Source organism: Burkholderia sp. SRS-25 (assembly GCF_004343765.1).
In the GTDB taxonomy this organism is placed as follows: domain Bacteria; phylum Pseudomonadota; class Gammaproteobacteria; order Burkholderiales; family Burkholderiaceae; genus Burkholderia; species Burkholderia contaminans.
Genome location: NZ_PTXM01000002.1, coordinates 1 through 20001, shown reverse-complemented (window position 1 = coordinate 20001; position 20001 = coordinate 1). Strand labels below are relative to the sequence as shown.

Sequence of the window (20001 nt, the reverse complement as noted above, 5' to 3'; positions counted from 1 at the left end):
TGTGCGCAGATGGGGGGGGCGCCGCGTGCCCCCATCGAAGGGGGCATGGCGAAGCTCGGCGCAGGCATCGCGATCGGTCGTCCCGGCGCCCGGTATCGCCCGCCACGGGGATCGACGTCGCTACAGCCGAGAATCCGGTGCGAAGGTCCTGCTCGTCGTTGGATTTGAGGAAGCCGCGTCAGAGAGAGATTACGCCGGAAGCTGCTTGTATCGCCGCGGCAATCTCGTCTTCGCTGCGCCCGCCATTGATCGCAATGCTTCCCCCAAAGACAAAGTGAGGAACCGAACGGACACCGGCATTGGCCGACTTGAACGCTTCCGCTTCGACGCGACGGTGCTGTTCGGGATCAAGAGCGATGGCGCGCGCCTGATCACGGTCAAAACCGTAGTCGGCGGCAATGTCGGCCAGCACGTCCGCATCGGCGATGTTCTTCGCTGCGATGAAATAAGCATGACTGATGGCAACTGCGAGCCTGTGCTGCGTGTCAAGCCCGGCGGCTGCCAGAATCACGGCATGAGCAGCTTGAGTCGGATAGGCCCGGAGCTGGCGACCAAGATCCAGGTCGAAGCCCGAAGCGCGGGCTTCTCGTTCAGGGCGATTGAAGGCGATTTTCGGATCGGTTATGCCGTAGCGCGAGCGCAGCAAATCAGGAATGTGGAGGCCGCCTGCCGGCGCATCCGGCAGCAGCAGGACTGGATGCTGCCGAATGTCGACGGCCAGGTTGGGGAAACGCTCCGCCAGCACTTTATCGAGACGATGATGCCCGACGATGCACCACGGGCATGTGATTTCAGTATAGAGGTCGATTTGCATACGATGTTCTCGTGATCCGATCTTCGCGCTATGAACTTGCGGGCAGTCCGGCATCGATTCCGGTCAGTCGAACCGATACGTCCCACAGTCGTCTTGCGAGTTCCGGATTCCGCGCGTCCTCGGACGGCGTGCATTCACCAGAGGGGCCTCGCAATTCGGAAGTTTTCGTCGGCCCGTAATAGCCGCCGGACTTAATTTGTCCGGTCGCCGCTTGCAATGCACCCCACGCGCCCTGAGCCGGCGTGTTGAAAAACAGACCGAACAATGACATGGCGGCGTTGCCCCACCAGCTATCGCGTGCAAGGTTGGTTCCAGCAAGGCCAGGATGGCAGGCCACTGCCGTAACAGGCGTACCCGCCGCTCGCAGTCGCCGATCCAGCTCGAAGATGAAAAGCAGATTCGCAAGCTTGCTGGCTGCATAGCGAGGCATCCACTTGTAACGCTTCTCCGCATCAAGATCGTCCCACTCGATCTTCGCGTCCTTGTGCAGACCGCTGCTCGTAACGACGATGCGTGCCCCGGATGTTTCCGCGAGCTTGGGCAACATGAGCGCAGTGAACGCGAAGCAACCAAGATGATTGACGCCGAATGTCAGTTCGAAGCCTTGCACTGTGTGCTTTAGCTTCGGCCCTTGCACGCCCGCGTTATTGATGAGCGCGTCGATGCGCGGTTCATTTTCGGCCAGTTTTGCTGCGTTCCGCACGCTCGTCAGGTCTGCGAGATCAAGCGGCAGGAATGCGAGATTTGCTCCAGGGGTCTTCAGACGAATCCGGCTGATAGCCGCTTGCGCTTTCGACTCGTCACGGCACGCGAGAAGCACCCTGGCTCGCCGCGTTGCCAACGTACGCGCTATTTCAAAGCCTATGCCGGTGTTGGCGCCGGTGACGATAAAGGTCTTTCCCGATTGATCGGGTACATCGGCATCGGTGAATCCGCTCATGACGTGAACCTTGTCGAGATGTTGCCCGGTCAATGATTGGCGATGCCAGGCGCGGCACGCACGAACTTCCTGTCGGTCACCTGGTCAACCAGGAACTTCGCAAGATTGCCTCTGGAGAGCGTCATGCCGAGTTTGGTCGTTCCATACCAACCCACATCCACGCTGCCATCGGCGGGGCCATCCTTGAGGTTAGGAATGCGTACCAGTGTCCAGTCCAGGTTCGAATTGGCGACCAATTCGCCAGTCGCCTTGATGTCCTCATACCCCTTGCGCGCGATAACCTTGAACAACAGCGCGAACGCATGGGGTTTGAAGGCAAAGCCATCCTTGGGATCGCGATAGGCAGCCGTTGAAATCTGGATAAGACGGCGCACGCCTGCGCGCTGCATCGCGACGATGATGTTGCTCAAGCCGTGCATGACCGGTTTATCGCCTTGCACCTTGAGACCGTTGGGGCCAAGGGCGCTGATGACCGCATCGGCGCCTTGGACGCACTTCGCAATGGCACTCTGGTCTTGCAGGTCGCCGACGACAATTTCGATCCTTCCCGCGAACGACGCGAGTTTCTTTGCGTCGCGCGTATAGACCGACAGGTTGTAGCCCTGCTTCAGGGCTTCCTCGATGATGTGTCTTCCGGTCGGCCCGGTTGCACCGAACAGCGCGACGGTTTTTTTTCCGGCCATGAGGTCACGCAGCCTTCGCCAACAAGGCCTTGATGGCCGTTTCGGTGTTGGCGATTGCGACCTTCGCCGCATCGGGGCCGAAAACCGTGCCTTCGACGCGCACCATCTCAACGTCGGTCAGGCCGATGAAACCCAGCAGATGCAGCAAATAGTTGGTCTGGAAGTCGAACGGCGCCCAAGCACCTTCCGAGAACACGCCGCCGGCAGCGGTAACGAGATAGACCTTTTTGCCGGTCAGCAGCCCCTTCGGCCCAGTATCGCCGTAGCCGAAGGTGACGCCCGGCCATGTGACGTGATCGAACCACGCCTTGAGCTGCGAGGGCAGACTGAAGTTGATCATGCCCGAACCGAGCACGATCACATCGGCGACCTTCAACTCATCGACCAACTCTTGCGCGACCTTCACAGCCTCGACCTGTTCCGGCGTGCGATCTCCGGGCGACGTAATCCGCCCCTGGATGTAGGCCGGTGCGATATGGGGTGGAGGATTCGCGGCAAGGTCGCGCACGGTCAGCAGGCCGCCCGCGCGGGCCTGGATGCCCTCGGCGATTTCGGTTGCGAAGCGGGTGGACAGGCTGTCATCCCCGCGCGGGCTGGACGTGACAAGCAGGGTGCGGCTCATGATGGCTCCCAGGTATAAAATAAGAACTAAGTCAGATTATTAGCCTGACTTACCAATTCATACGTAGGATGGTATGGTTCCTTCCCTGTCCTCACAAGAAGGCACACGCATGTCACTTAGTCACCCTGAGCTACCCGCCGATATGCCTGCACCGGACACTGGCGGCTGCCTGGCAACCCGTGAAATCCTGGATCGCATTGGCGACAAGTGGAGCCTCTACATTGTCGCCATGCTGGCCAATGGCCCGCGGCGCTTCAACGAATTGAAGCGCGGCATCGACGGCATTTCGCAGCGGATGCTGACACTGACCTTGCGCGGGCTGGAACGCGACGGACTGATAACGCGAACGATGTATCCAACGATTCCTCCCCGCGTCGATTACGAACTCACTGACATGGGCAGCACGCTGTTGAAGCCTGTCATGGCGCTGGTCAACTGGGCGAGCGAGAATCAGGTCGCCATTGCCGAGGCGCACAAGCGTTTTGACGAGGCGCCGGAGCCAGATCAGGTCTTGATTCAGGGCGTTGTCTACCAGCGTCGATAAACGGGCCCAGGCCGCAGGCGGTCAATCGGCGTTCTCGAGAGCGGCCATTCGAAAACGCATCGATCCCCTCTGAAAAGCCGGTTCATGGCCACGACCGACTTCGGCGAATAGCCCATTTGAAGACATTGCCGGGCAATGGCGCGTGACTAGCCTGGTCATTCACTTCAAGCGCCGCCGCCTCGACGTCAATCGCCGCCGGCCGCGCTCCCCTGGCCGATCTTCGCCGACGTGATCAGGCTGAATCGTTACAATCGCGCAGATACCCCCATCGACAGCGTCGAATTCGAGACATGCTGACTTCCTATTTCTGGAGCGGCGACACCATCCGCAGTCGACGCGTAAGTGACATCGTTCTTTCAAGCACGGTCGACGTGCCCGTTCCCTCCGCACGCGTGCTTGCAGACTGGGACAGAGAAACATCGTCGCGACTCGTCCTGGAACCCGGGGACGTCGAGGCTATGCCTTTGGCGCGAACGCAAGCGCGCTGGCCGGACTATAAGCGCTGCGTGCAGGCAATGTCCGACTGGACGTGCGCACTGGGACTGCCCAACGTGCTTGCCTCCAGTGACGTAGCCCTCATGGCCTGTCGTGGCGCGAAGTACCACCATGACGGTGCGCAATATGGCGGTGCGGCCTTCTGCAATCTATTCCTGAGCGACGACCGGGGGCTGGACTTGCATTTTCCCGCTACGGGCCATCGCATTCCCCTGACCCGGGGGACAGCCGTGATATTCGATACCGGCCAGCCTCATGGCGTCATTCAGCGCCGCAGCAGCGGCTTTGATGCGGTCGACTTCGCGACGGACCAGGATTGCATCCAGATATTCCTGACTTGGGAGCTTCCCATCGAAGATGCCCATGTCGGGCAAGCACTCAAGGTAGTCTTCGACATCGACCCTTCGACCTCGCTGCACCTGGATGAGGAGCAAGTCTGGTCGAACGGCGCACCAGCCGCCGTGTGCCCGGAATCTGGTCGCTGGTACCGGGTTGACTGATTGTTCGGGTATACACGTTCCCAATGAGCGTTACCGCGAAGGGGGCACGTGCAGCGCACGTTTCGCGTCGACGCCAGCGGCTCATTGGCGCCGACGCGAAACCATCAAGGTGCGTATCGCGATGAATAACGCCCGGCGCGCGCGGCCAGCTGAGCTTGTCGTTCTGATGCAGTGACGTACTTCGTTGTCGCGGGGAGAACGTTCCGAAGGTCGCTGATCTTCACGAGCTGGGCTGTCGCCGAAGGCCCCTGTGGCGCGGGTGTCGCCGGCAATCCTTGCCAGCGCAGGTTGAGAAAGCCCTGATGCAGACCTACGGTATCGACCCAGTTGTAAACGCCCGGGTCCGTCGGGGACACCACGAACGTGTAGGTGCCATCCGGGTTGGCCACCGCTTGCGCGTTGTTCAGCGTCTGGGTGTGATTGATGTAGTCGGTCGTGATCGTCCAACGTCCATAAGCTGGCGCGATGAAGTATTTGGCCCCGCCGAGGTTGACGTTCACGACCAGTGCTTCATCATCGGCAAGCTGAAAAGCGGAATAGGTCGCCGCCTGATTTGCAAGGCGTCCGCCCGAGCCGCCAAGTGATGGTGCTGGAAGCGTATTGACGGCCTGCGCATATCCCAGCGCATTGAAGGCAGCGAAGGAGGCGCCGGCACCCGGCTTCTGCAGCGTCGCCGCAAGGGTCTGCGCGACCGCCTGAGCGGATAGCGGTTGCGCCGAGACGGACGGGACCCGCTGTATCGCCAGACTGTTGAACTGTTGCACGCCCCATTCGGCGATCGTATCTCGAACGAAGAGCGACGCCGCGCCCGAAGCGAGCGGGATGGCATTGCCATTCCCTGTTGCGGTCGAGGTGGCGTTAATGACGTAACTGCCGTCCGCGGTGGTGGCGAGCTGGTCGCCCGGCAAATTGAAGACCGTCGCGCTTGCGCTGTTGTAGACGCTGAAATTGAAATCGACCGGCTTTTGCGCGTGGACCTTGCCCGTCAAGACATAGCTCGACGCAGGGTCAACCGGGATGCGGCGATAGATGGTGTCCGGGTTGTCAAATGTCGTTCGCGATCCTGGCACGTTCATTCCGTACCAATTGTGCGGGGCCGCGAGAATCGATACCACCTTCGGGGCGCTGGGATCGCCTGCAGCAATCGCTAGCGCCATAGAAAAAACAGCTTCGTCCACGGCCTGGTCGATGTTCGTCAATGCCTCACTGGATACCCCGCCTTTCGCTTGAGCCGCTGCTAGCCAGTCGGCTTTCAACGTGGCTTTTGCCGCAATGACGGAAGGGTCCGCTACCGCAGTGATCGCGAGTTTCTCTGCTGCCAGTTGATCTGGTGTCGCCAACGGGTTTGGGCTATCTGCAGTAATCGAACTGCTTCCTCCTCCGCACGCATCCAGGAGGAACGGAAGTACGGCAAGTGCTAGTAGACGTCTATTGAACATATGGGGCGTGTGTTATTTCCAAATATTCGAAAATGCATGGGCGCGCCCAATCTATAGGTCGTGATAAAGCAGGGGAACCAAGAAAAGTGAATATGAAAATCCATTTTCCGGCTTTGCCGCGTGTTTTCGATCCGACAAGTCAGGGCCGCTGCCATTGCCCGGTTCGGAGTCTGCAACGGCAGGCTCAATGAGCGTCCTCGAAAGACGCTGGACTTCGATACACCGGCTGAGCGCTTTCATCAATTCGTTGCATCGACGGGTTGAATCCGCAAGAAACCTGCGCCACTTGAATGTCCATCCGATCGATGTGGTGAGCTTCGCATACTGGCCGAATGCAGTCCGACGAAGAGGGGCGGCCGGTGACGTCGAAGGTGATGGACGCCGATCGGAGATGCGACTCGTCGCCAACATTCAACGATTGGTACTGTCAGCGGGTTCATACCTGGATGTCGTAGCGATCGACCGCTTCACTGCGGATTTCGAAGTGAGGTACTGGAGGCAGCCAGGCGCTCCTCCCAACAGGCCATTTCAGCCGGATCGATTCCATGCATCTGCGTGCAGTCACAGATCTCCCTGGTGCATTACCTTGGCGCCGGTTTCTATTAGGGAAATCCCGATAAAGCTAAGGGTTATCAGACGCGATTAACTTATATCAAACAAATTTTGACGACGATTTATGTTCCTGATATGGTTTTTCGCACCTGCAAAGCGCGTCCCGGCTGCGTTGGTGCGTGGCGAAAGGGTTCGCGCCCGTCGCCAGCGGCTGGCCGGCCGCTCGATCGATCTGCGAGCGAGATGGGTATGCCCAGACCGTTTGTCGTCGCGGGTGGAGCGTGGTCCGCTTTCGTCGTCGCTGACCGCGCTCGCGGGTAGTGCGTGGGCTTGGACCATCGCAATGGAGTACTTCTTCGAAATGCCATCGGAGAAACGTTCGGCTTAGCGCGGTAATCCGCTCGAGTTTTTCGGCTTTGTGGAATTGGCACACGACCCATCCACGCTGCCGCATGGCTCGAGCAACAACAAAGGCAAGGTAGCGGCTTTCGTCCAGGCGGGACGCCGCGATGGTTCCAATCGATGGCATGCCGGACAGGACGAGATGCGAGGCGCCCTTCGGCATGAAATTCTGAGGACGACGAAATGATCGAGTCGAATACGCCGATCTGGCGAACATGAAGCCGGCTGTTGCAACCTGAGAAGACGTGCAGGCCGTGCGCTGTCATCTGCATTCGAATACGAAAAAACCCGTTTCAAACAATCCCGCAACCACTCCTGACAGTGAAAGACAGATGAAAAACAAGAAAATCAAGGTCAGCGTTATCGCTGTTGCCGCCTTCGCAGCATCGTCGGCAGCGATGGCACAGTCGTCGATCACCCTGTATGGCATGCTCGATGCAGGTATCGGCTACACGTCGAACATCAACGGTCACAGTCGGTACGGCCTCGATGGTGGTGCCGCCGGTTCGAACAAGTGGGGCCTCAGGGGGACGGAAGATCTCGGCGGCGGCCTCAAGGCGATCTTCAAGATCGAAAACGGCTTCAACATCGGTACGGGCGGCATAGGCGGCCAGGGGCCCATTGGTTCCACGCGCTCGTTGTTCAACCGGCAGGCATACGTATCCCTCGCTTCCGATCAGTACGGTACCGTGCGGCTGGGGCGCCAGCTCGACGCCGTGACGGAAATGGTTCAGGTCCTGACGGGCGACGCCATTTCGGCGTCGACATTCTCGACCCCGGGCGACGTGGACAACAACGACAACACGACGAACCAGAACAGCGCAGTGAAGTACATTTCGCCGCTGATCCATGGCTTCCAGGCTGAAGGCGCGTACTCGTTCGGCGGCGTGGCCGGTTCGACGGGTTCGGGCCAATCGTGGTCGGTGGCCGCGAACTACGCTCAGGGTGGTCTGACGGTCGCCGGCGGCTACTTCCGTGCTGTCAACCAGGGTGCGAACGGGTGGACGAACGCCACGGCGCAGCCGAGTTTCGGTGGTGCGCTGGGCTATCCGAGTTCGGGTTACAACGGAGGCAATGCATTCAAGAGCGCGGGCATCGCGCAAGTCGCCACTCAATACCAGATTGGTCCGTACACGGCTGGCTTGCGCTACTCGAACGCGCAGTACCAGGGCAACGCTGGCCAGCCGTCGATCCACTTCAATGTGCTGGGTGCCCTCCTGCAGTACCAGGTCACCCCGGCACTGTCGCTGGCGACCGGGTACACGTATGTGTACGGTTCCGCGGCCACGCCCGCGCTGGCCGCCGAAGGCCGCACGATGGCGTCGATCAACCAGGTGTCGCTGGGTGCGACGTACTCGCTGTCGAAGAGCACCGCGCTGTACGCGATGGGCGGGTACGTTCATGCCAAGGGCGCTCAGGCTTCCGTCGCCGACTTTGGCAACACCGCATCGGGCGGCAACCAGGTTCAAGTCAACATCGGCATGTACCACGGCTTCTGATCGCCGCGTGGAAGTCCGGAGTAGTGGCTGCGCTACTCCGGCGGAGCAACATTCTGCTCGCGGCACTTCACCTCGAGCGGGTGTCGTGAGCTGAAAATTCCTCTCATCGATCGTTCGTTCTGCCGGCAGTGACGAAGTTGCTGCACGGCGAGACGATCGTCCCGCATCCGCATCCGCATCCGCATCCGCATCCGCATCCGCACTGCGTACAGCGGCGAATGGCGGCTGCCGGGACTTCCGATATTCGAGGGGCCGTTTCGGGCGAACATCAACCGCCGGGTCGCGCTCAGATTCCCATCCGCTCCGCGACACCGTCCCGATCGACGAACTTGTGTTTCAGCCCGGCCGCGACGTGCATGACCAGCAGCAGGCCCAGCGTCAGCACCAGCGCGCGATGCAACGAATCGGTCAGGAGTCGCAGCGGTTCGTCGCGGCCAACCAGCACCGGCAATTCCGTGATTCCGAAGAAGCTGACCGGATGGGCGCCGGCGAGGCGGTGCACGTAGCCGGTCAGCGGCACGAGACACAGCAGCAGGTACAGCACGCCGTGCAGTGCGCCGGCGATCCGCGCCTGCCACGCCGGAACGCTGGGCGGCAGCGGCGGCGGGGTATGCGTCGCACGCCACGCGAGGCGGGGCACGGTCAGCATGAAGATCAGGCTGCCGATCGACGCGTGATAGAACAGGATGCCGTTGAACTGAGTCGAGTTGTGCGGAAAGGTATCCATGTAGATCCCGATCATCAGGTTCAACAGGATCAAGATGGCGATCGACCAGTGCATGGCGATCGCGAAGCGTGTGTAGGCGACGTGGGCGGGCTGTGACATTGCGGTCTCTCCGTTTCGGTTGGGCGTCGTGCACCGGCTCGTTCGGCGTGGTGAGCGGCCTGACGCCCCGATATACCGGAGCCGGCATGGTTTTATTCCCGCGATACGGATCGATCTGGCGTGGCGTGGTGAAAACATGCGCTGACGGCGTCGAGCAATTAATGCTCGGCGCGCCTGCTCGTCATGTGGATGACACCCTTTTCGCGATCCGTACGAACCCACTACGGGCGTCCGCTGTTCCAGTCGAAATGGACACGGACTGACGGACGCCGGATCCGGCGTCACCGTCAACGACGCTTCCCGGCCGCGAGCCGCCTGGCGTGGGCGGCGATCCCCGATCCTGAAGAGACGACGAGCGACCGGGCGCAATTGTCCGCTTGCGACGGACCGGCAGACATTGATGGCGAAACGGTAAATCCGTCAGCCTGTAACGTCCGCGCCAGACATGCCGAACAGCCGGGCGACGGTCGAACGCAGCCAGCGATTGCCGGCCTCCTGATGGTAGCGCGCGTGCCAGTGTTGCCGAACGGCGAAGCCCGCGACGGGAATGGGGCATGGATGGACCGAAAGATCGCTGGCCTGAGCCAGCGTCTCGCCGATATGGCGCGGCAAGGTCGTGATCAGATCGGTGGTCTGCACAATGGCGCCGAGCCCCAGGAAACCGGGCAGTTCAAGCACCACCTGCCGTTCAATGCGCTCGCGCACGAGCGCCTGCTCGAGCAGCGCCGTGCCCGTTCCTCCCGTGATCGCTACATGGCCTTCGGTGCGATACGCGTTGACGCCGAGCCGCTTGCGAATACGCGGATGATGGCGATTCGCAAGGCATACCCAATCCTGCTCGTAGAGCTGTTGCTGATAGATGCCGCCGCTCAGCCACGGCACGTAGCCAATCGCGAGATCGGCCTCGCCGGATTCGAGCGCGCGTTCCGTGTTGCCGTCGATCCGCGCAGCTTCCAGGCGCACGCGAGGCGCTTGCGCGCGCACGTATGCGAGCAGGCGCGGCAGCAGCGTCACGTGACTCGCATCGGTCATGCAGATGCGAAAACGTCTCTGCGCGGTCGCTGGATCGAAGTCGATTTCCCAAGCCGAGAAGCGCCGCAACGATTCGAGAATTTCCCGACACGGGCCGATCAGCGCATCTGCTTGCGGTGTGGGCGCCATGCCGCCGGGCGTCCGGATAAAGAGGGGATCGTGCAAATGCTCGCGCAACCGCGCGAGCCAGATGCTGACGGTCGGCTGGCTCTGACCGAGTTGTTCGGCCACGCGCGTGACGCTGCGCGTGTCGTAGAGCAGGTCGAACAATTGCAGCAGCTTGAGGTCGGGCAGATCGGTCGGGATCATCGCAGGTCTCTATTATTGCGTAATGCAATGATGTCATTGTATCCATTGTATTGCGACATGATGCGGCGGCTCCTATCGTGACGTCACACATCAAGGAGACGCTCTTGAAAATTGCCATTCTGGGTGCCGGCGCGCTGGGCTGCGCGATTGGCGCGACACTCACCGAAGGCGGCCACGAGACCTGGCTGATCGACCGCTCGCCCGAGCATGTCAATGCGATGCGAGCCCACGGCTTGCGCGTGGATGACGCAAGCGGCACACGCCAGGTACAAGTCCGCGCGACTACCCGGCCGGACGAAGCGGGGGTGGCCGAGGTCGTGATCGTGCTCGTCAAATCGTTCCATACCGATGCGGCGATTCGCGGCGCACAAGCGCTGGTGGGGCCTGAAACACGGGTGCTGTCACTGCAAAACGGCCTCGGCCACGAAGACATCCTTGCCGACGCCGTGGGCCGCGAACGCGTGCTCGCGGGCAAGACCTATGTGGGTGGCGTATTGCGCGGCATCGGGCATATCGAGTCGGGCGTCGTGGGCAAGCACACCATCATCGGCGAACTGGACGGACGCGTGACGGATCGCGTTCGACGTATTGCCGACGCATTCAGCAACGCGGGCCTCGACACGCAGGTAAGCGACAACATCGTCGGCACCATGTGGGACAAGCTGCTCGTGAATGTCGCGACGGGCGCGCTCACCGGCATCACGTCGCTGACTTACGGCCAGCTTTATGACGAGGCGCTGCTCAAGGCCACTTCGCTGGCGGCCGTCGCGGAAGCGATCGCGGCCGCGAAGGCGGCGGGCGTCGCACTTTCGATGAACGATCCGGAGCAGGCGTGGTCGCTTGCCGCCGAGGGTTTGCCCGCTGCGTTCAAAACGTCGATGCTGCAGAGCCTCGAAAAAGGTTCCGTGACCGAAATCGACTTCATCAACGGCTCGGTCGTGCGCTGGGGCGCGCGTTACGGTGTGCCGACGCCTGTCAACGCCACGCTGGTTGCGTGCATCAAGGGCATCGAGCGCGCGATGCTCGACCGCCGGAAAGCGGAGGCGCAAGCATGAGCCAGCCGAAAGCCTATCTCGAACACGTCGCCGTCTTCGTGAGCGACATCCACTGGCACATCCGCTTTTTCGAGGAGGTGTTCGGCATGACGATGCGCGAGGTCGACGGCACGACCGAAGCGCCGCGCCAGTACTGGACGCTCGGCGGCATGCAGTTCATTCACCAGCCGGATTTTTCGGGCCCCGAAGGGAGGCTTGGCCATCTGGGCATCATGTGCGAGGACGTCGAAGCGTCGCTTGCCGCCGCCCGCCGCTACGACGTGCAGCCCATGCCGCAAGGTGCGAACTGGTTGCGTTTGCCCGATGGCCTTGCCGTCGAATTCATTCAGGCGAAACCCGTGCGCTGCGTGGAGCAGGCGCTCGCCATCAATCCGCGCGCGGAGGCATGACATGACCATCGTCGAAAAATACTGGGACGACGCACGCGAAGGCGACGAATGCGTGAGCCCGAGCTACACCGTCACGAAGGAGCGCATTCTCGCGTATGCCGATCTCACGGGCGATCACACCCCTGTGCACGTCGATGAAGCGTATGCGAACGCGAGCCACTTTGGCTGCCTCGTTGCGCATGGACTGTTTGGTCTTTCGATTGCCGATGGCCTGAAGACCCGGAGCGATTATCGCTTTGTGCCGGGCATGTCGCTGGGTTGGAGCTGGGACTTCGTTCTGCCGATCAAGGTCGATGACGTGCTGCATGTGAAGTTTCGCATTGGCGCGATGCGCCCGAGCAAGAGTCGCCCGGACTGGGGCATCGTGACGCTTCCGTCGGAGCTGATCAATCAGCATGGCGAAGTCGTGCAACGAGGCGAGCATCGTTTGATGGTGCCGCGCCGGCCGGGGGCTGAACGATGAAACAGGCTCGTCCACTCGAAGGGATACGTGTCGTCGACTACAGCCACTTCCTCGCGGGTCCGTATGTGGGGCGCTGCCTCGCGGCGCTGGGTGCGGAAGTGATCAAGGTCGAGCGACCCGGCGGCGGCGACGCGGGACGCCAGCACGCAACCGTGCTCGACGATCGCTCGAGCGGCTATTTTCTGCAGCTCAATATGGGCAAACGCGGCGTCAGCGTGAACATGAAGGACCCGCGCGGAAAGGCCTTCATGGAGCGGCTCTGCGATTCGGCCGACGTATTCGTGGAGAATTACCGGCCCGGCGCGCTCGACAAACTCGGGCTGGGCTACGAAGCGCTTTCCGCGCGCAATCCAGGGCTGGTCTACTGCTCCATTTCCGCGTACGGGCACACTGGGCCGGACGCCCATCGCGCGGGTTTCGGACTGATCGCCGAGGCCAAGAGCGGCATCATGCAGATGGTCGGCACGCCGGGCGACCGCCCGCCGCTGCTGCGTATTTCGCTCGGGGACATGTACACGGGCATTCACGCGGTCGCGGCCATCAATGCGGCACTGCTCGGCCGCGTGAAAAGCGGGCGAGGGCAGCACATCGACATGGCACTCTACGACACGCTCGTCTCGATGCACGAATATGCAGTCCAGTGCTACACGCTTGCCGATGTGCTTCCCGAACAGACCGGACACGACATGCCCGGCTCGACGCTTTATGGCGTGTTTCGCGCGACCGATGGCGATCTGGTGATCGCCGCGCAGGTGGACGATGCCTGGAAGCGCTTCGCGTCGCTGATCGAAGCGAACGGCGGGCCCCGCGGCTTCGGCGCCGACGAGCGGTTTCACAATAGCGTGGGACGCAATGCGCATCGGCTGGAGATTCTCGGCGTGGTCGAGCCGTGGGTCGCCGCGCGCACGGTGACGCAGATTCTCGAACTGCTCGACGGCATCGATGTGCCTTGCGCGAAGGTGCAACGTATCGACGAAGTGATCGCCGATCCGCAAATTCAGGCACGCGGCATGATCGTCGAACAGGAGCATCCGCGTTACGGCACGCTGCGCTTGCCGAATCTGCCATTCCGGTTTTCCGGGTGCGATACGACGATCCGCGAGGTTGCCCCCGATCTGGGGCAGCACAATACCGAAGTCGCGCAATCGCTGGGTTTCACGCCCGCCGAGATCAATGCGATGCAAACCGATGGCGTGCTGTTCGACAAGTGAGGCGACGATGAGCGATACCTATGCGGTGATCGGCAATCCGATTGGCCATACGAAATCCCCGCTGATTCATGGTCTTTTCGCCGAAGCGACGCAACAGGCGATGCACTACACGGCCATCGAGGGGCCGTGCGAACCCGATGACGCGTTCGCGGTAACGGTGCGGAAATTTATCGCGGCCGGCGGCAAGGGCATGAACATCACGGCACCGTTCAAGCTTGCAGCGTTCGACATGGCCGACGAGCGCAGCGAGCGCGCGACGCTCGCAGGCGCGGCGAATGCGTTCAAGTTCGAGGGGGATCGGATTCTCGCGGAAAACTTCGACGGCATCGGTCTGCTGCGCGATATCGAGGTGAATCTTCACACGCCGCTCGCGGGCAAGCGTGTGTTGCTGCTCGGTGCCGGCGGCGCGGCGCGCGGCGCGTTGCTTCCCTTCCTGGGTGCGGGCCCCGCGCAACTGGTGATGGCGAATCGTCACGTCGAGAAAGCGCAAGCGCTGGCATTGCAATTGGCTTCGTACGGCCCGATCACTGCGTGCGCTTACGGGGAACTCAACCGCATGGGGCGCTTCGATCTGGTGGTCAACGCGACATCCGCGAGTCTGACAGGCGATTTGCCGCCCGTGCCGCCCGGCGTTTTCAGCGCGCATGGTACGGCTTACGAGCTGGCCTATGGCAAGCGCCTCACGCCTTTCTTGCGACTGGCGCGCGATGCGGGGGTCACCGGTGTAGCCGACGGTGTCGGCATGCTGGTGGAGCAGGCGGCGGAAGCCTTTGCGTGGTGGCGCGGCGTGCGCCCCGAGACGCAAGCGGTGATCGACCTGCTTACCGTTCCGCTGGATCGAGTGTGAACGGGAGGGGGGATGAAAGCATGCCGATGCTGACGGCATCAATCACATCACGTTCGGCGAGCGCGATCCCAAACAGTACGGGACAATCACGCTCGAACGGATTGATGCCCGATTGCAGGCATGCGACACGCTACGATGCGCTTTCCGACGAAACGAGTCAGCGTCAACGGTGATCGTTAGACTACGGTGAATATTGCGCGTCACTCAACGCGCGATTCTTTCGACCGACGATCATCGACGAGGCCACCCCATGCACCTTCAAACCGGCAACCTGTTCACCACCGAAGGCCAGCGCGGCAGCGATGAACAAATCGACCTCCTTGTCACCGGGCAGCGTCTGAACGTAGAGCGAATCGTATCGATGGGGCACACGAGCCCCGACGGCTTTTGGTATGACGACTCACGCGCCGAATGGGTCGTGCTGCTATCGGGCGCGGCCGTACTCGAATTCGAAGAAGGCCCGGCGCGCCATGAAATGCATCCCGGCGACTACGTGCTGATCGAGCCGCATTGCCGTCATCGCGTCGCGTGGACGCACGAAGAAACGCAATCCGTCTGGCTTGCGATCTATTACGAACGTTGAATCAGGAAAGATTGGGCAGCACGCAACCCGACGCGTAGCGTGCAACCACGCGCCGGATGGCACAAATCTTCACCGCACCGGAGCGGCTTTTAATACCGCCGGTATCGATGCTCAAATAGCAGGACGGCGCGCCAGAGCGCGCGCCGGTGCGCGTCGAGAATCTTATTCCTGGATCAGGAATCGATTGCGATTCTTCGCGTCCTTGATCCATGCGGGCGCGCGACCGCGGCCCGACCAGGTTGCCCCGGTCTTCGGGTCGCGATACTTTGCCTGCACAGGGGCGGCCGCTTGCTTGGCCGGTCGACCACGACGCGTACCGAAAATGTCTTTCTCGGTAATGCCGAATTCCGCAACTTTGGTGCGGATGTCGTCGACGATCGCCTGGAATTCCGCGGCACGTGCAGCTTCGGCTTTCTCGGCCAAAGCTTCCATTTGAGCTTTCAGTTCCTTGTACGTTGCCATGTATCACTCTTCAGGTTGAGTACACATATGATAGCGGTTTCAGCAAAAAAGTTTTAGAAAATTCTCTTCGACTACGAGATTTGGCATCGATAAAGCCATGCTGGACTGCTTCGAACACCTGAAAAGTGTGTCATGTATGAGAAAACGTAGAGGATTACCCGGAAACTTTTAACGGCAGCGGCACGTCTCTTTGATCGTTCGCGGCGGCATTTCTTCGTCGAGACAAGCGGGCGAGACTTAATTATTCTTTACATTTTTCTGAGGTATCGGGGAATTCACTAGTGAAAAGAGACGATAAGCTGACGCAGGTCGCGGCCGAATTCGGCTTCAATCCGGACGAGGAAATCAGGATCGGTGGAAAGTACACGCCCATTCTGGTCGACGGGAATACGGCCTACGTTGCCGGCCAGATTCCGCGGATCGGCGACGTGGTGCATTTCGTTGGCATAGTGGGGGAATCCGTTTCGCTCGACGAAGGTCGCCGGGCCGCCGGCGTATCGGCGCTGCGTGCGTTGTCGTTGATCAGAAAGCACTGCGGCACGCTCGACGCGATAGCGACGGTGCCGCGCATCACCGTCTATGTGCGAAGCGCACCCGGCTTCACGATGCAAAGTGAAGTCGCCGACGGCGCATCCGACATGCTGTACGCGGTGCTTGGCGACGCAGGCGTTCATACGCGTACGTCGGTCGGTGTGCTGCAATTGCCCAAAGGGGCTTCGGTGGAGGTCGACTTCATTTTCGGGATGAAGCATGGCGATGTCGGTATCTGACTTCAGCGGGCCCTGTCTCGCAAGTATGTAGTTCCGCGAAACATTCCGATACCCGATGCACGACACGCCTGCTGGTGAAGGCGCGCGCCAGCAATGCGAAAAGCAAAAGCGCACACGGCAAATGCCCGCCTCGTGTGTGCCGGTCAGTCATGCGCCGGATGCGCGTGGAGTCGAGGTAGTCAGCTGATCGAGATTTTGCTCCAGCCGGCAACCGCATGCCTTCCGCGCGACGTCCGACGACCTGAAAATGCCGGAAACACCGCCCCGCCGATATCGCCCCGCATCTCCATTTTGGGAGATGTCATCGCCCAACGGTAAGCCTACGATTGATCACAGGGCATCGGGGCCGGAAGTCGTCAGGACAGTCGGACAGGCTCCCCATTCCGTATCGAACTCAGCAAATGCCCACGCGGTTTACTGACACAGCTTCTGCGTACGATGGCGACAAACGTGTGCGGTGAATGCTTTTCACCGCGACACGATGGTGCGTTGATGACGGAAGGCCTGCTGTCGTATTTCGGGGAATTTCAATCATTATGCTGGCACGAGACTATGCAGAACGAGAGCTCTCTCACATTCAGAGAATGGTGGCTCTCCTGGACAGCGAGACGAACGCTGACGATGTGTCGTTGTCGGGTGCGGGGCGCGTGCGGCATCCGAGCTACTGGCGCGGGCGAATCGAGGAACTACTGTCGACGCCCGATGTGCCGCGCCACGTCAGGACGCTCAGCGAAGCGGTGCTCGCGAAGATCAACGCGATGGAAATGCGTTTCGCGACGATGAAGTAAGCACATCGTCGGATACGGCGCGGGCATGCGCTTGATCGCATTGTCGACCGGATGGCCGGTCGCTTATTCGAGCGCCATCACGTCAAGCAGCGCCGCACGAAACGCGGCCATCTCCGCGCCGGTGCCGATCGACACGCGAAGATACGCCGGCGGGCCGGACTCGCGGATCAGGACCCCGTGACGCAGGAGTCCGCTCCAGATCCGGTGCCGATCCGCAAATTCGCCGAACATCACGAAGTTGGCGTCGGAATCGGCCACCGTAAGGCTCAGGCCACGCAGCCACGCGACGGTCGAATCGCGCTCGGCCTTGATCGCCTCCACTTGCGACAGCATCTCGTCGCGCGCGACCAGCGCCGCGCAGGCCGCCGCCTGGGTGAAGGCGGACAGGTGGTAGGGCAATCGAACCCGCTTCAGCGCTTCGACGATCGCAGGCGTGCACGCGCAATACCCGACGCGGCCGCCCGCGAACTTGAACGCCTTGCTCAGTGTGCGGGTGACGATGAGCCGAGGATGGTCCGGCAGCAGCGTCGCCGCGCTGGGGACGCCGTGACGCCGGAATTCCGCATAGGCTTCGTCGACGACGACGATGCCCGGCGCGACGTCGAGTATCGCGCGGATGTCGTCGACCGGCAGCGCGGTGCCGGTCGGGTTGTTCGGCGACGTCAGCAGTACGACGCTCGGCCGGTGCTCGCGGATGCTGTCGAGCGCCTGATCCAGATCCAGCGCGAAATCCCGGGTGCGCGGCAACGTATGCAGGCGCGTGAAAGTCGTGCGGCAGTATTCGTCATACATGGGATACGCGGGCGTAAAGGCCAGCGCCGATCGCCCGGGGCCGCCGAATGCCTGCAGGATCTGCTGGATCACTTCATTCGAGCCGTTGGCCGCCCAGACGCGCGATGCGTCGATCGTCACGCCGGTGTCGTGCGTCAGATATGCCGCCAGATGCGCGCGCAGCTCGGCAAAATCGCGGTCGGGATAGCGGTTCGCCGCGCGCGCGGCGTCCGCCACCGCGGTTGCGATGCGCTCGACGAGCGCGGCCGACGGCGGATAGGGGTTCTCGTTGACGTTGAGGCAGACCGGCACATCGAGCTGCGGCGCCCCGTACGCGTGCTGCGATTTGAGGTCCTCGCGGAGCGGTAAATCCGACAAGGCGATGTCTTTCCAGGGCTGTTGCATTGAAAACACTCCGTACGGGTTCGAATGATCGGCGCAGTCCGCTTTCAAGGCGGCAAAAAAACAAAAAAGGCGCCGGAGGCGCCTTGGTTGTCGTCTTGATCGGGCATTCACCCGATGCAATTGCTAGATGCGAAACGAGCCACGGCGCAACAGAGGGCGTCCGTGGTGATGGTGCAGCGAGAGCGTGGTGTTTCGAATCGTCATGCGCTGCATCATGGCATACCGTGATCCGGATGAAAAGCGGGCGGCATCGTGCGTGCCGGAATGACGGCCATTACGTCTGACGATAAACGGTAACAAACGTGGTATTTCGATCAAACGCGAACGAGTGATTTAAACGCGCGTGCCGATTGACTAAGATGCGCAGAAGACGTTCGACAACAACGCACGGCGCGGGGTGGCCAGATGCAAATGAACGGGTTGATTCCATCCGCATGGATCGATGACGTCTACGCTGCGGCGCTGGGCGATCAGCGATGGGAAACGGTGCTGGACGGGCTGCGATCGTGGGTCGGCGTGCGCATGGTCACGCTGCTGTCTTTCGACGACGCGGCGCGGGTGCCGGCGATCGAGCAGGCGGCGGGTGACGACGCGTCATGGGTCGCCGCGTGTTACCACACCTACAACACCGAGTTCTATCGGTACGACCCGGTCGTGCCGGTCGCCGCCGACTGGCCGGCGGGCCGCTGGTTCGAGGACGTCAAGCACCTCTCCGCGCACCAGCGCGCGCACAGCGCGTTCTATCAGGAATTCCTTCACCCGTTCGGGCTCGGCAGCATCTCGGGCCTGTACATCCATCGCAGCGAGGGCTCGGGCGCATTCCTCAGCGTCCAGGGCGGCCTCGAATCGCAAGGGCTGTCCGACGATCAGCGCCGCGCGATCGAAAACATGGGGATGCACATCAGCCGCGCACTGCAGATCCAGGCGCGGATCGGCGAGCTCGAGGCGCGCGTGGCCGCCGCCGAATCGGCGCTCGATGCGATTCCGGTGCCGGTGTTCCTGCTCGGCGCGCAGCGTGAGCTGCGCTACACGAATCGCGCGGCCGATCAACTGATCGCGGCGGAACCGGCGCTGCGGGTCGTGAACGGGCGATTCGCGCCGGAAGGCTGCGTCGACGACGCGCAATGGCGGCACGCGCACGCGCGCGGCGGGCTGTTGTTACGGCGCACGACGGGCGAACCGCTGCCGCTGGCGCTGATGCCGGTGCCCGAACAATCGCGCCTGATGCGCGAGCGGCCGGGCGTCGCGACGCTGATGACGGCCGCCGACCTGCGTTCGCCGTCGGCCCGCGCGCAGCGGCTGCGTGTGTTCTACGGGCTGTCGTCGGCCGAGGCTGATCTTGCCGTGCTGCTGTGTTGCGACGGGTTGTCGCCGCAGGAATGCGCCGGGTTGCGCGGCGTGTCGATCGGCACGATCCGCACGCAGATCAAGTCGATCTACGCGAAGATGGCGGTGGCGCGGGCGGCGCAGCTGACGTCGCTGGTTATGCAGACGTGAGGGGGCGGGGAGCGTAGGGGGGCGGGGGGATCGGCACCTGCGTGCGCAGACACGAGGTGAGTGACGGGCAGTCGCGCCCCCGCGGCTGGGGCGGTGTGTCGGG

General features: G+C 61.8%; 21 protein-coding genes and 1 pseudogene. 13 read left to right on the top strand and 9 right to left on the bottom strand.

Annotation, left to right across the window (positions count from 1 at the left end):
• Positions 1 to 178: 178 nt before the first annotated feature.
• Genes C5O79_RS01120 through C5O79_RS01105 form a run of 4 tightly spaced genes read right to left on the bottom strand, consistent with a single transcriptional unit; the run spans position 179 to position 3059 of the window.
• Positions 179 to 814, bottom strand: a complete 636-nt coding sequence (locus C5O79_RS01120) for a DsbA family protein (RefSeq protein ID WP_122478128.1) — start codon at positions 812 to 814, stop codon at positions 179 to 181.
• A 28-nt stretch (positions 815 to 842) separates the two neighbouring features.
• Positions 843 to 1754 carry an oxidoreductase gene (locus C5O79_RS01115; protein WP_122478123.1) on the bottom strand — a complete coding sequence of 304 codons (912 nt, stop codon included), beginning with the start codon at positions 1752 to 1754 and terminating at the stop codon, positions 843 to 845.
• Between the two features lie 29 nt (positions 1755 to 1783).
• A complete protein-coding gene (locus C5O79_RS01110) occupies positions 1784 to 2437 on the bottom strand; it encodes an SDR family oxidoreductase (RefSeq protein ID WP_122478121.1) in 654 nt (217 codons plus the stop codon).
• A gap of 4 nt (positions 2438 to 2441) precedes the next feature.
• Positions 2442 to 3059, bottom strand: coding sequence for an NAD(P)H-dependent oxidoreductase (locus tag C5O79_RS01105; RefSeq protein ID WP_122478118.1), 618 nt, complete (start codon positions 3057 to 3059; stop codon positions 2442 to 2444).
• A 109-nt stretch (positions 3060 to 3168) separates the two neighbouring features.
• Between C5O79_RS01105 and C5O79_RS01100 the strand changes: the two genes are divergently transcribed.
• A complete protein-coding gene (locus tag C5O79_RS01100) occupies positions 3169 to 3603 on the top strand; it encodes a helix-turn-helix domain-containing protein (RefSeq protein ID WP_047853179.1) in 435 nt (144 codons plus the stop codon).
• 290 nt (positions 3604 to 3893) lie between these two features.
• Positions 3894 to 4598 carry a hypothetical protein gene (locus C5O79_RS01095; protein WP_122478116.1) on the top strand — a complete coding sequence of 235 codons (705 nt, stop codon included), beginning with the start codon at positions 3894 to 3896 and terminating at the stop codon, positions 4596 to 4598.
• 104 nt (positions 4599 to 4702) lie between these two features.
• Here C5O79_RS01095 and C5O79_RS01090 read toward each other — a convergent pair whose 3' ends face one another.
• Positions 4703 to 5938 (bottom strand): hypothetical protein, encoded by a 1236-nt coding sequence (locus tag C5O79_RS01090; RefSeq protein ID WP_236862426.1) that lies wholly within the window; start codon positions 5936 to 5938, stop codon positions 4703 to 4705.
• A 1385-nt stretch (positions 5939 to 7323) separates the two neighbouring features.
• Here C5O79_RS01090 and C5O79_RS01085 point away from each other — a divergent pair.
• Positions 7324 to 8490 (top strand): porin, encoded by a 1167-nt coding sequence (locus C5O79_RS01085; RefSeq protein WP_046547083.1) that lies wholly within the window; start codon positions 7324 to 7326, stop codon positions 8488 to 8490.
• Between the two features lie 286 nt (positions 8491 to 8776).
• Here C5O79_RS01085 and C5O79_RS01080 read toward each other — a convergent pair whose 3' ends face one another.
• Positions 8777 to 9316: a cytochrome b/b6 domain-containing protein gene (locus C5O79_RS01080; RefSeq protein ID WP_047853182.1), complete on the bottom strand. Its 540-nt coding sequence runs from the start codon at positions 9314 to 9316 to the stop codon at positions 8777 to 8779.
• Positions 9317 to 9736: 420 nt separating this feature from the next.
• The gene (locus tag C5O79_RS01075) at positions 9737 to 10657 is read right to left on the bottom strand and encodes a LysR family transcriptional regulator (protein ID WP_046547081.1); all 921 of its coding nucleotides are present in this window, start codon (positions 10655 to 10657) and stop codon (positions 9737 to 9739) included.
• 104 nt (positions 10658 to 10761) lie between these two features.
• Here C5O79_RS01075 and C5O79_RS01070 point away from each other — a divergent pair, with 104 nt between their 5' ends.
• From C5O79_RS01070 to C5O79_RS01040, 7 genes and pseudogenes are all read left to right on the top strand, one after another.
• Complete coding sequence (locus C5O79_RS01070; protein WP_047853184.1) at positions 10762 to 11712, top strand: 2-dehydropantoate 2-reductase; 951 nt, start codon at positions 10762 to 10764, stop codon at positions 11710 to 11712.
• Entirely contained in the window at positions 11709 to 12101 is a 393-nt protein-coding gene (locus C5O79_RS01065) for a VOC family protein (protein WP_046547079.1), read from the top strand. Before C5O79_RS01070 ends, C5O79_RS01065 begins: the two co-directional genes overlap by 4 nt.
• A 1-nt stretch (position 12102) precedes the next feature.
• The gene (locus C5O79_RS01060; protein ID WP_039347828.1) at positions 12103 to 12564 is read left to right on the top strand and encodes a MaoC family dehydratase; all 462 of its coding nucleotides are present in this window, start codon (positions 12103 to 12105) and stop codon (positions 12562 to 12564) included.
• Entirely contained in the window at positions 12561 to 13775 is a 1215-nt protein-coding gene (locus tag C5O79_RS01055; RefSeq protein ID WP_047853186.1) for a CoA transferase, read from the top strand. The genes C5O79_RS01060 and C5O79_RS01055 overlap by 4 nt, the downstream gene beginning before the upstream one ends.
• Before the next feature lie 7 nt (positions 13776 to 13782).
• Positions 13783 to 14622 (top strand): shikimate dehydrogenase, encoded by an 840-nt coding sequence (gene aroE / locus C5O79_RS01050; protein WP_122478108.1) that lies wholly within the window; start codon positions 13783 to 13785, stop codon positions 14620 to 14622.
• A gap of 37 nt (positions 14623 to 14659) precedes the next feature.
• Positions 14660 to 14743: pseudogene (locus C5O79_RS38445) on the top strand (3-dehydroquinate dehydratase); the annotation flags it as partial.
• Positions 14744 to 14872: 129 nt separating this feature from the next.
• A complete protein-coding gene (locus C5O79_RS01040) occupies positions 14873 to 15205 on the top strand; it encodes a cupin domain-containing protein (protein WP_046547076.1) in 333 nt (110 codons plus the stop codon).
• 162 nt (positions 15206 to 15367) lie between these two features.
• On the opposite strand, the gene C5O79_RS01035 is transcribed toward C5O79_RS01040, so the two are convergent.
• The gene (locus tag C5O79_RS01035) at positions 15368 to 15667 is read right to left on the bottom strand and encodes an H-NS histone family protein (RefSeq protein WP_011350136.1); all 300 of its coding nucleotides are present in this window, start codon (positions 15665 to 15667) and stop codon (positions 15368 to 15370) included.
• Positions 15668 to 15948: 281 nt separating this feature from the next.
• On the opposite strand from C5O79_RS01035, the gene C5O79_RS01030 reads away from it, so the two are divergent.
• Positions 15949 to 16437, top strand: a complete 489-nt coding sequence (locus C5O79_RS01030) for a RidA family protein (RefSeq protein WP_047853188.1) — start codon at positions 15949 to 15951, stop codon at positions 16435 to 16437.
• Positions 16438 to 16973: 536 nt separating this feature from the next.
• Positions 16974 to 17225, top strand: coding sequence for a hypothetical protein (locus C5O79_RS01025; protein ID WP_046547074.1), 252 nt, complete (start codon positions 16974 to 16976; stop codon positions 17223 to 17225).
• Between the two features lie 63 nt (positions 17226 to 17288).
• On the opposite strand, the gene C5O79_RS01020 is transcribed toward C5O79_RS01025, so the two are convergent.
• Positions 17289 to 18512, bottom strand: coding sequence for a histidinol-phosphate transaminase (locus C5O79_RS01020; protein WP_236862425.1), 1224 nt, complete (start codon positions 18510 to 18512; stop codon positions 17289 to 17291).
• A 300-nt stretch (positions 18513 to 18812) separates the two neighbouring features.
• On the opposite strand from C5O79_RS01020, the gene C5O79_RS01015 reads away from it, so the two are divergent.
• On the top strand, positions 18813 to 19898 hold the full coding sequence (locus C5O79_RS01015; protein WP_226238221.1) for a helix-turn-helix transcriptional regulator: 1086 nt from the start codon (positions 18813 to 18815) through the stop codon (positions 19896 to 19898).
• Positions 19899 to 20001: the final 103 nt, after the last annotated feature.